Source organism: Thalassospira lucentensis, from assembly GCF_032921865.1.
Lineage (GTDB): Bacteria > Pseudomonadota > Alphaproteobacteria > Rhodospirillales > Thalassospiraceae > Thalassospira > Thalassospira lucentensis_A.
On the sequence record NZ_CP136684.1, the window covers coordinates 4,086,979 to 4,099,378 of the forward strand.

Here is a 12,400-nt window from a genome sequence, read left to right on the forward strand (position 1 = left end):
ACTTTGATGAGCATTCAGCGTTTTCACACCGGCCCGCGCATGAGCCAGGCCGTTGTCCATGGCGACACCATCTATCTTGCCGGCCAGGTTGGCGAACCGGGCAGCGACGTTACCAACCAGACCAAGGAATGCCTTGCCAAGGTTGATGCGCTTCTGGCCGAATGCGGCGCGTCAAAGGAAAACATCCTGTCGACCACCATCTGGCTGGCCGATATGGCTGACTTCGCCAAAATGAATGAAATCTGGGACGCATGGGTCCCGCAGGGTCACACCCCGGCCCGTGCATGCGGCGAAGCCAAACTTGCCACCCCGGACTATCTGGTTGAATTCATCGTGGTCGCGGCAAAACCGTAATCCGGTCACTTCCGCCCCGAATATAAAACGCCCGGCCGATTGCGCCGGGCGTTTTTGTTTGCACTTTGCGTCAAGGAAGACCGGCTTTAACGATCCCGCTCATCACGGGTCACGATCAGCGACTTGGCTTCCAATGTGCGATGCACCGGGCATTTATTGGCAATCGCGATCAGTTTTTCGCGGATTTCCTCGGTAAAATCACCATGCAGGGTAATGATCCGTTCGAAACGGTCGATCTTGCCGCCCTTCTGTTCGAATTCCGCCCCGCATTCCATGCAATCCGTCGCATGGATTTTATCATGCCGGACTTCCACCCGAATGCCATCAACCGGGATCTGTTTCTGATCGGCATACATCCGCATGGTCATCACCGTACATGACCCAAGGGCGGCCGCCAGAAAATCATAAGGTGACGGTCCGCTGTCAAACCCGCCGACGGCCTCGGGTTCATCGGCCAGCATCCTGTGATGCCCGGCCAGAACCATCGCCTGAAACTTGCCAAGCCCGGTTTCACGGACAACCACGGCCCCATCGGGCACGTCCTCGTTGACCGGTTCTTCGTCGGTGATATACCGCCGCGCCCATGCACTGATCACTTCCGCGGCATAGGTCGCATCATCGGGATCACGCAACAAATGGTCGGCACTATCAAGCGACACAAAGCTTTTCGGATGCTTGGCGGCATCAAAAATTCGCGCCGCATTTTCAATACCCACCGTCTGATCCATCGGCGCATGCAGCACCAGCAACGCCTTGTGCAATTTGCCGACCGATTTTCCGATATCATGGGCGCGCAGATCATCAATGAAATGCTTCTTGATCACAAAGGGTCGACCGCTTAATGAAACTTCGGCCTGCCCGTCACGTTCGATATCTTCAAGGTAACCGGCGAAATTATGGGTCACATGCTCGACATCTGCGGGTGCACCAATCGTTGCAACTGCGGTTGCCTCGGGCACGCTATCGGCAACGGCCAAAACCGCCGCGCCGCCCAACGAATGCCCGATCAGCAAGCGGGGGGCGGCAAATTCATGCCGCAGGAAATCAGCCGCACGTTTCAGGTCATCCAGATTGGATGTGAAATTGGTGGATGCAAAATCACCGCCCGATCCGCCAAGCCCGGTAAAATCGAACCGCAAAACCCCAATCCCCTGCATGGTCAGCGACTGCGCGATCTTGCGCGCCGCCGTCAGGTCCTTGCTGCATGTAAAGCAATGCGCAAACAGCGCATAGGCCCGAACCGGCCCCGTTGGCAAATCCAACCGCGCCGAAAGCTGCGCACCAAGTGCACCTTCAAAGCTAAGCTTAATTGGCCTTACAGCCATATCGGACCTCCGCCGTCGGTGTTTCGCGAATTCGTTATTTGTTTACACACGTTCTGCGTTAGCATGCGTATCCGCCACCACGAAACCAAGGGTAATACAGTATGACAATACTGGAAACCAAAAGAACGCTTGTCCGTCATGCGACCCATGATGATGCCCCCTTTATCCTGCAACTGCTGAACGAACCGGGCTGGATCCGGTTTATCGGGGATCGCAATATTCGGGATCTTGATGCCGCACGTGACTATATCGATGAACGGCTTCTCAGCAGTTATCTGAAACACGGTTTTGGTTCTTACATTGTGATCGAAAAGGCAACGCATATGGCGATCGGTCTATGCGGCTTTGTCAAACGCGATACCCTTGATGCGCCCGATATCGGCTATGCCATTACCGAAAGCCGTCAGGGCATGGGCTATGCGTTTGAAGTCAGCAACGCCCTGATCGACTATGGTTACGACACCCTCGGGTTTGAGCGGATATTTGGCTATACCCTGCCGGACAATACAGTCTCGCTAAAACTTCTGACCAAACTTGGCCTGACCTATGAACGGGATCAGGACGTCAATAACAGCGGCGAAATCTGCAAGCTGTTTGTAAAGGTCGCCTGAATGCAAAAACCCGCATCACCGGATGCGGGTTTGATCGTTTCAGGGATGACTATCATCATCCTGCGCGGCGAATACCGATCTTGCGCCCAACCCCGCTTGGCACCGGCAAATCACGATGCGCATCACGGATCAGATCAAGCGTCTTTTGAATGTCATCGGGAAATGGTGCCGAACGCCGCGTTTTCATATCGATATGCATCGTGATGATTTCATTGGTCGCCGAAAGCCACCCTTCGGTCCCATGCCGTAATTCATGATACATGTGAATGCGTTTGTGATCGCAATCAAGAATTTGCGTATGGATCACGAACGGATCATTCAGATGAATTTCCCGGTCATAGGTAATGTGCATTTCAAGCGCAAAGGTCGAAAATCCGCGCCGCTCGGGATATGTCCGCCCCATCCCGACCCCATCCAGAAACGCCACTGATCCCAGATCAAAACCAACCACGTAATAACCGACATTCACATGCCCGTTAAAATCGATCCAGTCCTGCGGCACCGTCCCGCGATAGCATTCCAGCATCTCCGGGGCAAAAAGATCGGTACTGATCATTTGCCAGCCTTCCCGACGGCATCGACAACCGCAACCGCCGCAACGAAATCTTCCAGCGAATGGCCAACGGATTTGAAAACGGTGCATTCTGCATCGGTTTGGCGTCCCTTGACCTCACCGCGCGTCAGGCCAAACAGATCGCCCAGAATATCGGATTTCGAAATCAATCCGGCATTCAACGGTTGCACCACGTCGCCACCTTCGGCCGCTGCCCCTTCAAAACTATCAACATAAATCCGGCATTTCTGCATCAGGGCATCATCGGTTTCGCGCATGGTCGGCTTGAACGCCCCGACAAGATCGACATGCGTCCCCTCACGAAGCCATTCACCGCGCACCAGCGGCTCGGTCGAAAGTGTCGCGCATGAAATCAGATCGGCACTCTTGCAGGCCGTTTCCAAATCATCCGTGCCCACCGCCTCAAACCCAAGGGTGGCGGTTTCGGCGGCTAATGCGCGGGCCTTGTCGCCATTGCGGTTCCAGATCGTGACTTTTTTGATCGGACGCACCGATGCATGTGCATTGATCAGGTTGGGCGCCATTGCGCCAGAACCAACCATGACCATTTCGCGCGTATCCTTGCGCGCCAGATAGTCTGCCGCCAATGCCGATGCCGCCGCTGTCCGGCGTGTGGTCAGTTTGGTGCCATCAATCACGGCGGATGGTTGCCCGGTCACGGCATCAAGCAGGATATAAGTCCCCGAAACCGCAGGCAGGTTACGCGCCGAATTGCCCGGCACCACGGCCGCAACCTTGACCCCGGCCGCGCCATCCTTTTGCCAGGCAGGCATGATCAGAAACGTCGCGTCATCCTCATTGCTGCGTTCCATGTTGAAGTGGCTTCGCAACGGAGCTTCGCAGCCCTCGGAAAATCCTTTGCGGAGCGCCTCAACCAGATCGCGGGGCGAGACGAATTTATCGATTTCTTCGGCAGAGATGAAACGCATGGGCCTTCCTGTAAATTTATTTTCGATTTCAGCGTGGTAGCGTGGATATCTTATACCACGTCAAAGGACACGCGTCACAGGATCGCACGCTGTTTTTCACTTTGTTTCTGGTGAATAATCTGCCCGCCACATCTGGCCTGTTGGCCTATTAACGCTGCAAAAAGCGTTTCAGATGCCCAAACAGCGAACCGGTGCCAAGGTAAAGTTCTTCAAGCACCGTAAAATGGTTCGCCCCCCATGCCTTATAGACCGGGACCTTCAATCCCTCGCGCCCGCAATAGGCAGCATAGGCATCACTTTGGCGAACAAATTCAGGGCTTTCGTTACTCCCGACCACAACCATCATTTTGACGTCATGCGGGATAGCATCAAGCATCGGTGAATTATCAGCCGCCGTCGCAGCATTAAGCCGCACATCGTCATTGATGCTGGTAAAACGGATCGGTTCCAGATCAAAAACCCCCGAAACCGGAACAACCGCACAAAACGGATTGGCATCATCAAGGGTATCTTCCCAATGATGCGCCGCAAGGCGTGCGACAATCTGCCCGCCTGCCGAATGACCGGAAATGCTGATACGGTCGCGGTCCCCGTTAAAATCGCCGACATTCTGATAAATGAAAGTCATGCAACGGACCGCTTGCAAGGTAATTTCGGCAACCGTGACGTCCGGACAAAGATCGTAATTCGGGCAAATGACAGTAAAGCCCGCGGCATTCAGATCGCGGGCAACAAACGCATAATCTTTTTTGTCCTGGCTTCGCCAATAGCCACCGTGAAAAAACACATGCACCGGTGCGTCTGGCTCGGCCGCCGGGTAAACGTCCATGGTTTCCTTTGGCCCGTCACCATAGCGGATATCGGTAATGTGACGGACACTGGCACGCGTGTCATCGGACAGACGCACAAAACGATCAAAACAGGTCATATATTCCGGCACGGTTTCGCGCGGATTATACTGCCATTCAAGTTCGGCAAGGGTAAAACCACCCCAACTCATCTGAACCTCGTTTGCTCTGCCCGGACCGGAATTATTATCGGTAGATCATGCCTGTCCGATAATCTTTCTTTATTTTCCCGGTTTTTGCAAATGCTTCACACAGGAGCATAATTCCCGCTGGTAAACAGCCGGTCTCGATTGCGCTAAGGGAACGGCAATGGCAGAATATCGAAAATCAATTTTAAAATCAGTTGGATAGACCATGAGAAACCGCACATTCCAAAGCCCGTTCCCCGCCGATGATGCGGATCGCAACCAGATTTGGGAAATGCTGGTGCCGCGCGATATTGCGGCCTTCGTCGCAGCCGACTGGTCCATGGTCAAAGACGACTTCAAGGCCGACGGCTTTTACGCCATCGATGCCTGCAAATCCGACGATCCCGATGACTGGAAAATGATGTTCCCCGATCTGGCAGCCTATCGCGATGAATGGCTGCGTCAGGCCATCGCCGCACAGGAAATCGACTATGCCGAAGACCTGTTTGATGGTGTTTTCCGGGCCACCGACCTTTCGAAAATCGATATCACCGGTAACCGTGCACTGGTGCGCAAACATTTCAACGGCACGATAAAAAAAGCAGACGGATCAACCGACCGTCTGCTTTGGAAAACCCATTATTACTGCGAAAAACAGCTGAATGGAAAATGGCTGATTACCGGTTTCACCGGCTATCTGCCCAACCATGATCCGACATAGGAACCGGTCTTAAAGCACGCAACCCCGCGCGGCAACATCAACTGTTTCGATATCGCCATCACGCACCAGATGCACCTGATCCAGCATATTGCTGACAACACAGACATGGTTCGGAATGATTTCAATCCGCTGGCCAATCTCGAACGGCTGTGTCGCCGGATCAAAATGCAGAATGCCATGTTCTTCCGAAAGCGATTTGACCGCGACATCGGGGTACCCGACGACATAGCCATATCCTTCAAGGCCCAGCAGATCAGATGTCAGGACCTTTGACCCCGCATCAATGATCGCCCGGCCCGGGGTTGGCAAGGATACGATTTCGGTCAAAACCCGAAGCGCACAATCATCTTCCTTGCAAACACCGCGCGCCATCAGGGACCGGTCATTATAGATGTAAGTTCCGATGCGATGTTCGGTCACGGACGGTACTTCGTGGGCCAACCACATATCAGGTGTCCCGCCGGAACTGCGCACCGGGCATTCAATACCAATCGCATCCAGTTCCTTCATGGCCGTGGTAAAAAATACCTCAACCCTGGCACCACCACCGGTCGCCGGATAGGTCATGAGCCCGGCAAAACTGAGCCCCGGCAATGATTTGATTTTCTTTGCCAGTTCAACGGCCTCAGCCGGGTTTTGCACCCCGCAACGCCCGCCACCGGTATCGCACTCAATCAGGATTTCAAGCGGCTTCGCGCTGCTGGCAAAGGCCTTGGACAATCCCTCAACCACAACCGCATTATCGGCCACTACACGAAGGCTTTTGATACGGTCAAACAGTGCACGCAAACGTGCAAGTTTGCGTTCGCCCAAGACGTTATAGGTCAGAAGAATATCATCCAGACCGGCATCTGCCATCACTTCGGCCTCGCCGATTTTCTGGCAGGTGATCCCGATTGCACCTGCCTTCATCTGTTGGGCGGCGAAGGCAGGGATTTTATGAGTTTTGATATGCGGGCGCAGCCCGATCCCGTGTTTGTCGCAATAAGCCTGATAACTTTCGATATTCCGGTCGACAGTATCAAGATCAACAACCGCGCAGGGCGTATCAAGTTCGGGATATTGGGGCATTCCGGTCATCGGGGCAGCGTCCTTATCAAATCTGGTGGTGGCAGCAATCAGCTTGCGATGGCCGCAAACGGGTCATCGACAATCGGCCAAAGCGGACGGGTCAAATGGCGATATCCGTTGGTTTTCGGATCGGACGGATAAGGTCCGTGGACATCGACATAAATGATCTCGCCCGCGATCTTGGCGAACGCATCGTAGAAGTGATTGGTCGATTTGATAAACAGATATTTTTTCGAAGACGGATCAATTCCCATATTCGAAAACAGGCTGGGGTCGAAGCTTTGCGATCTGTTGGAATTCAGGATCACCTCGCCCCCACCCGGAAGCTCGATCACCGCGCAATCGCCCAACGGTACGATGCTGTCACCGAAATATTGCCATGAATCGCGCCGGATTTTTTTCACCCGCACTTCGGCATCAATCGGTGCCCCGGCATGTGCACCGGTTTTCCCGCCGAAGCGTAACGGCAATGTCGCGCCCTCGCCGGCCGAAATGCAAATCCGGACCGCCATCGGGTCCCAGATGGTCCCCACCGCAAAATCACGAAGCCCGCGTTCCATCGCCGCACGCAACAAAATCGTGCTGTCACCCGGAACACCACCACCCGGATTATCCCAGACATCGGTCAAAACGATGGGTTTGGCTTCGCTTGCCAATGCCTGATCAAGAGCAGCATCCGGCGTCAGGAAACTGGGTCTGGTCACCCCGCGGAACCCGAAAAGCTCCTGCCCCAAAAGCTGGGCAATATCATCTGCCTTGTCCGGATCATTGTCGGTGGTCACAATCACCTTTGCACCAAGATCAGGAACATCACCAGCCATAAAGCCGTGAATGAAAGATACCGACAGGACTCCATCCGTTCCTTCAAGGGCTTTGGCGCGATCAATAAAGGAACGCATCGGCTCCCGCGATGTCGGCAGAACTTCGATCATGTGGCAATCAAATACCGCCTTGATCGGCTTGATCTCGCCGCGCAATGTGCGCAATACCAGATCAACAACCGCACGACCGGTTTCAACGAAATCGGTATGAGGAAATTCCTTGAACGCGACGATAATATCGGCGTTGGAAACACGCAGCTCCGTCAGATGACTGTGCGGATCAAAACTGGTACCGATAATTACGTCGGGGCCAACGATTGCGCGGATACGCGAAATCAGATCACCTTCGCAATCCAGATATCCTTGCGCCACCATGGCCCCGTGCAGGCCCAGAATAACCGCATCAACCGGCATCGCCGCACGCAACTGGCCCAGAACCTCGTCACGCAACTGTTCATAGGTTTCCCGATTGACCAATCCTCCCGGCTCCGCCCAGGTAGCAGTCCCTTCGATCAGATCCCAGCCTTCCTTTGCCGCCCGCACACGCGCCTCGGTAAAGACGGCACTGCACAGTGTCGGGGTCACCGGATGCTGTCCGGGCGGGGCATAGAAGCTTTCCTTGAAATCGGAAAAATCGGTGCGCAACGGAGAGAATGTGTTGGTTTCGGTCGCAATAGAGGCGCAAAAAATCCTCATGACCCCATCCTTTTTGTTCTTTGTAATCATCATATTTTATGTGCAAAAGAAAAAAGCGTGCGGGTGAAGCACCACCCGCACGCGCATGGATTATTCCATGTAGCGGTGGGCGTTGGCTTTATCGACTTCCGTCTGGAACAGTTCGAGAAGTTCAACGCCTTCCGTGCCCAGGGATTCCTGAACGTGTTTGACCACGACCGGCTGGGTCACGTCTTTAAGCTTCTGACGCTCTTCTGCGCTCAGTGCCGTGATTTCCATTTTGTCGGTCAAACCGGCAAGACCACGATCAGATGCCTCGATCACGCGCGATACACCACGGCTGGCAACAACGCAGGACTGCGCAGCATAACGAACAATCTTCTGCTGGTCGGCAGTCAGATCATCCCAGAATGCTTTCGACAGCATGAAGGTGTAAGGCGAGAACAGGTGATTGGTCAGGGTCAGATACCCCTGCACTTCGTTGAACTTGGCAAAGGTCACGGTCGGAACCGGGTTCATCTGGCCATCGATCACGCCCGTCTGAAGACCGGCATAAACTTCGCCCCACGCCATCGGATAGGCTTCGGCACCCAGTGCCTGCATGATTTTCTGATGCGACGGCAGCGACATGGTGCGAACACGAATGCCCTTGAAATCGTCCAGCGTTGCAATCGGATGCTTGGAGTTGGTCACGGCAAAGAACCCGCCGGTATCCGGGAAACCAAGAACCTTGACATCGCCAAGGGTGTTTTCGATGTCGCTTGCCAGTTTCTGACCAAACGGACCATCAAACACGTCATAGGTCGATGCGTTGCTGTCGAACGCGAATGCAAGGTTCAGAACATCGATACGCGGATAATAGGATGCAATCGCCCCGGTCGAGGTCAGGGTCGCCTGAATAAGACCATCGCGGACCATCTGCACATGTTCTGCGGCCGAACCAAGCTGGTTGGACGGATAAACCTCAACCTTGATCTCGCCATTGGTGTCGGCTTCGACAATGTTGGCGAAAACAGCGGTGCAGGCATGCGCCGGGTTTTCAAACGGGTCCATTTTGTTGTCATGGGCAAATTTCAGAACCTTGGGCTCTGCATAGGCCAATGACGTCGTGCTGGCCAGCATGGCCGTCGCAAGGGCAAAAGCCCCCAAACGTTTCATCGTTTTCATTCTACCTCTCCTTGATTAAGGCCTTTTATTTCTGTCCGCTTGTCACCTTTCGGTGCCCCGGTCCGGACCTGACCGGGGCGTTTCATTGCCGCCGGTTACCTGAAACCAAGCAATCGCGGGATCGCGAGTGCAAGATCGGACCAGAAGGCAAACAGGAACAGCACACCCAGTTCAGCCAAAAGGAACGGCCAAAGCTGGGCGGCAATTTTTTCAAGCTTTTCACCCGTAACAGACGACAGCACGAACAGGCACGCACCCACGGGCGGCGTCATCAGGGAAATGTTAAGCGCAAGAACAAAGATGATCCCGGCATGGATCGGGTCCATTCCGATCTGGACCGTCAGCGGCACCAGAACCGGGGCCAGAATGATCAGGATTGCATTGATATCCATGACCATCCCGATCATCAGCAACAGGGCGACGATCATGAAAATGACCATATAGGGATCAGACGACAGCCCCAGGACAAGGCTCGCGACTTCCTGCGGAATGCGGTTGAAGCTCAGCCACCAGCCAAGGATCGACGCAAAGGCAATGATGATGAAAATCACCCCCGTCACCCGGGCTGTACGGATCAGCATCTTGAAGAAATCAGCAAAGGTCAGCGCACGGTAAATAAAAATACCGATAAACAGCGCATAGGCCACGGCGACCGATGCGGCCTCGGTCGGTGTAACAATCCCGCCCAGAATACCGCCCAGAATGATCAATGGCATGATCAGGGCCGTGATCGATGATTTGAAAATCTTCCAGATTTCCAGAAGGTTCGCACGACGTTCGTTTTTCGGCAGGTTCTTGGACCTTGCGGTTACCGCAATCACCGTCATGCAGATCAGACAGATCATCAAGCCCGGCAGGATACCGGCGGCAAACAGCCCGCCAATGGAAACCCCCATCAGCGATCCATAAACAACCATCAATCCCGACGGTGGAATGGTCGGGCCGATGATTGACCCGGCTGCGGTCACCGCACAGGCATAATCCCGGCGATACCCCCGTTCGACCATGGCCGGCACCAGCGTCTTGCCAAAGGCCGCCGCATCGGCGGTCGCCGCCCCGGTCAGTCCGGCAAAGAAAACCGATGCCAGCATATTGGTGTGCGCCAACCCACCACGAAAATGCCCGACCAGCGCCTGCGCAAACAGCACAAGGCGACTGGTAATCCCGATATGGTTCATGATCTCGCCAGCCAGAATAAAGAACGGCATGGCAAGAAACGGAAATACGTTCAGACCGTTAAAGACCTTGCTTGGCCCCTGAACAAGGAACATGCCCCCGCCCATGTCATAAAGGCCAATAACCCCGGCAACGCCCAGCGCAAAGCCGATCGGCATGCCCAGAACCATCAGAACGACAAAAGTAATACCGACGATCATTCTGCGCCCTCCGCCAGATCAATGGGAACGAAGCGGCCCTGATCGCGAAGCGCGACCAGCAACAACTGAATGGCAGCAAGAAGGGATGCAACCGGCACCGCGGCATAAGGCAGTGCCAGCGTCATGCCAAAGATCATCGCCTGACGGCGCATACCGCCCGCGGCAAAATCAAAGCCGTAAATCGCCAGATACAGAAATGCACATAACGCAATCAGATCGACACAGAACAGAACCGTGCGCTGCACGGGCATCGGCGCGTTAAGGATAAACATCCCGATGCCGATATGTTCGCGCCGCGCAATCCCGGCCGATACCGCCAAAAGTGCCGCCCAGATCATCAGGTAGCGCGCAAGTTCTTCGGGCCAGGGCAGTTGCCAGTGGAAAATGTAACGATCAATCACGCCCAGCCAGACATCCAGCACAAGGGCCAGCATCAGGACGGCAATCACACGTTCGACCACCCAGTTTAGCGACCGGCTGATCATTGCGGCTGTGGTTTCAACACGGCGCAGCGCCATCTTACTTAATCTCTCCGCTGATGAATGTTTTATGTAATTTTTCTACATCCTGAGGATATTTTTGTAGCTTGTCTACATATTTTTGAGTCATAATTGCAAATATCACCACGAATGATCCGCGAACAATGACATTATAGGTAGTTAAACTACATTTTTACCTATATTGTTTGGGCTACCCACCCAAAACCACCGGAAGACAACAACGGCGATCAAACAATTCGGCAATCAACGCCCTACCCGCTTTACGGTTAAATCCGGCAGGATGGATAATCTCGGGACCAAGATCGAAGCTATCGCCAGCAAACCAAAAAGTGATATTTATCAGCGGGGTGCCAACAACAGCACCTCATATTCGAGAATGATCGGAACGCTCGCATGCAACCTACTGTCGATATCATCAGCCTCCTGCGTCGAAAGGCCGGTACCTTTCCCGCACGTGAACAGCGGGTTGCCGACTACGTTCAGGATCACCTGCAGGACGTCACCACCATCGCCCTTTCCGATCTTGCGCAAAACGTTGGCGTCAGCGAACCGACCGTGATCCGGTTTTGCCGGACCCTTGGCTGTGACGGATTTCGCGATTTTAAAATACGGCTGGCACAGAACCTTGCGGTCAGCATGCAATATCTGGCGCCCGAGGACCTTGCCGACGACACAACAGCCGCCGACGTGCTTTCCAATCACGTGCTGGGCGTGATTGTCGATAATCTGCGTTTGCTGCGCGAACAGCTTTCAAGCACCGAAATCGACAGGGCTGCCGATATTCTGGCCAATGCCCGCCAGATCGCCTTTATGGGGGTCGGCGGCGGCTCCACGACGGTTGCCTTTGATGCCGCCAACCGTTTTTTCCGCCTTGGCATTCCCGCACAGGCCCAAAGTGATGGCTACCTTCAGCGCATGCTGGCATCGACCTTTGGCGAGGAAGATGTGCTTTTTGCCATCTCCACCAGCGGCCGACCAACCGAACTGATCCACAGTGCCGCCATTGCCCGCCAATATGGCGCAAAGGTCATCTCGATGACCCACCCGCAAAGTCCGCTTGCCGCCGAAAGCGACCTTGTGATTGGCATTGATATGCCTGAAAACCCTGATATTTATAAGCCAACGGCCACCCGGCATGTTTTTCTGGCAACCATCGATATCATTGCCACCGCGGTTGCCCGGCGCACGCCGGACCGAACACTTGAAAAACTTCGCCGGATCAGGTCATCTTTGCTGACTCTCAATCCGCCGACCGGCCGCCAGCCTATCGGCGACTAATCACGCCACCATCCCCATCGAG

At 54.4% G+C, this 12,400-nt stretch carries 13 protein-coding genes; 4 read left to right on the forward strand and 9 right to left on the reverse strand.

The window, feature by feature from the left end; translation table 11 throughout:
• Positions 1-6 precede the first annotated feature (6 nt).
• Positions 7-354 carry a RidA family protein gene (locus R1T41_RS19755; protein WP_062953099.1) on the forward strand — a complete coding sequence of 116 codons (348 nt, stop codon included), beginning with the start codon at positions 7-9 and terminating at the stop codon, positions 352-354.
• Between the two features lie 86 nt (positions 355-440).
• On the opposite strand, the gene R1T41_RS19760 is transcribed toward R1T41_RS19755, so the two are convergent.
• Positions 441-1,679 carry a bifunctional alpha/beta hydrolase/OsmC family protein gene (locus R1T41_RS19760; RefSeq protein ID WP_317338717.1) on the reverse strand — a complete coding sequence of 413 codons (1,239 nt, stop codon included), beginning with the start codon at positions 1,677-1,679 and terminating at the stop codon, positions 441-443.
• Positions 1,680-1,780: 101 nt separating this feature from the next.
• On the opposite strand from R1T41_RS19760, the gene R1T41_RS19765 reads away from it, so the two are divergent.
• On the forward strand, positions 1,781-2,290 hold the full coding sequence (locus R1T41_RS19765; protein WP_062953097.1) for a GNAT family N-acetyltransferase: 510 nt from the start codon (positions 1,781-1,783) through the stop codon (positions 2,288-2,290).
• A gap of 55 nt (positions 2,291-2,345) precedes the next feature.
• On the opposite strand, the gene R1T41_RS19770 is transcribed toward R1T41_RS19765, so the two are convergent.
• The 3 genes from R1T41_RS19770 to R1T41_RS19780 form a co-directional block, all read right to left on the reverse strand.
• Positions 2,346-2,846, reverse strand: a complete 501-nt coding sequence (locus R1T41_RS19770; protein ID WP_317338719.1) for a thioesterase family protein — start codon at positions 2,844-2,846, stop codon at positions 2,346-2,348.
• Positions 2,843-3,793: an ornithine cyclodeaminase family protein gene (locus tag R1T41_RS19775; RefSeq protein ID WP_317338721.1), complete on the reverse strand. Its 951-nt coding sequence runs from the start codon at positions 3,791-3,793 to the stop codon at positions 2,843-2,845. Before R1T41_RS19775 ends, R1T41_RS19770 begins: the two co-directional genes overlap by 4 nt.
• A gap of 148 nt (positions 3,794-3,941) precedes the next feature.
• A complete protein-coding gene (locus R1T41_RS19780) occupies positions 3,942-4,793 on the reverse strand; it encodes an alpha/beta hydrolase (protein WP_317338723.1) in 852 nt (283 codons plus the stop codon).
• A 202-nt stretch (positions 4,794-4,995) separates the two neighbouring features.
• On the opposite strand from R1T41_RS19780, the gene R1T41_RS19785 reads away from it, so the two are divergent.
• On the forward strand, positions 4,996-5,490 hold the full coding sequence (locus R1T41_RS19785; protein WP_317338725.1) for a hypothetical protein: 495 nt from the start codon (positions 4,996-4,998) through the stop codon (positions 5,488-5,490).
• Positions 5,491-5,499: 9 nt separating this feature from the next.
• Here the strand turns inward: R1T41_RS19785 and R1T41_RS19790 are convergent, their stop codons facing one another.
• The 5 genes from R1T41_RS19790 to R1T41_RS19810 all read right to left on the reverse strand — a co-directional run bounded on the left by R1T41_RS19790 (position 5,500) and on the right by R1T41_RS19810 (position 11,118).
• Positions 5,500-6,570 (reverse strand): D-TA family PLP-dependent enzyme, encoded by a 1,071-nt coding sequence (locus R1T41_RS19790; RefSeq protein ID WP_317338727.1) that lies wholly within the window; start codon positions 6,568-6,570, stop codon positions 5,500-5,502.
• A gap of 38 nt (positions 6,571-6,608) precedes the next feature.
• On the reverse strand, positions 6,609-8,078 hold the full coding sequence (locus R1T41_RS19795) for a M81 family metallopeptidase (RefSeq protein ID WP_317338729.1): 1,470 nt from the start codon (positions 8,076-8,078) through the stop codon (positions 6,609-6,611).
• 90 nt (positions 8,079-8,168) lie between these two features.
• Complete coding sequence (locus R1T41_RS19800) at positions 8,169-9,224, reverse strand: DctP family TRAP transporter solute-binding subunit (protein WP_317338731.1); 1,056 nt, start codon at positions 9,222-9,224, stop codon at positions 8,169-8,171.
• A 95-nt stretch (positions 9,225-9,319) separates the two neighbouring features.
• Positions 9,320-10,600 carry a TRAP transporter large permease gene (locus tag R1T41_RS19805; protein ID WP_062953091.1) on the reverse strand — a complete coding sequence of 427 codons (1,281 nt, stop codon included), beginning with the start codon at positions 10,598-10,600 and terminating at the stop codon, positions 9,320-9,322.
• Positions 10,597-11,118, reverse strand: a complete 522-nt coding sequence (locus tag R1T41_RS19810; protein WP_297207950.1) for a TRAP transporter small permease — start codon at positions 11,116-11,118, stop codon at positions 10,597-10,599. Before R1T41_RS19810 ends, R1T41_RS19805 begins: the two co-directional genes overlap by 4 nt.
• A gap of 375 nt (positions 11,119-11,493) precedes the next feature.
• Between R1T41_RS19810 and R1T41_RS19815 the strand changes: the two genes are divergently transcribed.
• Complete coding sequence (locus tag R1T41_RS19815; protein WP_062953089.1) at positions 11,494-12,378, forward strand: MurR/RpiR family transcriptional regulator; 885 nt, start codon at positions 11,494-11,496, stop codon at positions 12,376-12,378.
• The last annotated feature ends 22 nt before the right edge of the window (positions 12,379-12,400 follow it).

What these genes read in the sequence shown, in the direction of transcription:
- R1T41_RS19765 (WP_062953097.1), top strand. Translation starts at nt 1,781, where the DNA reads ATGACAATACTGGAAACCAAAAGAACGCTTGTCCGTCATGCGACCCAT.
- R1T41_RS19815 (WP_062953089.1), top strand. Translation starts at nt 11,494, where the DNA reads ATGCAACCTACTGTCGATATCATCAGCCTCCTGCGTCGAAAGGCCGGT.
- R1T41_RS19755 (WP_062953099.1), top strand. Translation starts at nt 7, where the DNA reads ATGAGCATTCAGCGTTTTCACACCGGCCCGCGCATGAGCCAGGCCGTT.
- R1T41_RS19805 (WP_062953091.1), bottom strand. Translation starts at nt 10,600, where the DNA reads ATGATCGTCGGTATTACTTTTGTCGTTCTGATGGTTCTGGGCATGCCG.
- R1T41_RS19780 (WP_317338723.1), bottom strand. Translation starts at nt 4,793, where the DNA reads ATGAGTTGGGGTGGTTTTACCCTTGCCGAACTTGAATGGCAGTATAAT.
- R1T41_RS19770 (WP_317338719.1), bottom strand. Translation starts at nt 2,846, where the DNA reads ATGATCAGTACCGATCTTTTTGCCCCGGAGATGCTGGAATGCTATCGC.
- R1T41_RS19760 (WP_317338717.1), bottom strand. Translation starts at nt 1,679, where the DNA reads ATGGCTGTAAGGCCAATTAAGCTTAGCTTTGAAGGTGCACTTGGTGCG.
- R1T41_RS19775 (WP_317338721.1), bottom strand. Translation starts at nt 3,793, where the DNA reads ATGCGTTTCATCTCTGCCGAAGAAATCGATAAATTCGTCTCGCCCCGC.
- R1T41_RS19785 (WP_317338725.1), top strand. Translation starts at nt 4,996, where the DNA reads ATGAGAAACCGCACATTCCAAAGCCCGTTCCCCGCCGATGATGCGGAT.
- R1T41_RS19795 (WP_317338729.1), bottom strand. Translation starts at nt 8,078, where the DNA reads ATGAGGATTTTTTGCGCCTCTATTGCGACCGAAACCAACACATTCTCT.
- R1T41_RS19800 (WP_317338731.1), bottom strand. Translation starts at nt 9,224, where the DNA reads ATGAAAACGATGAAACGTTTGGGGGCTTTTGCCCTTGCGACGGCCATG.
- R1T41_RS19810 (WP_297207950.1), bottom strand. Translation starts at nt 11,118, where the DNA reads ATGGCGCTGCGCCGTGTTGAAACCACAGCCGCAATGATCAGCCGGTCG.
- R1T41_RS19790 (WP_317338727.1), bottom strand. Translation starts at nt 6,570, where the DNA reads ATGACCGGAATGCCCCAATATCCCGAACTTGATACGCCCTGCGCGGTT.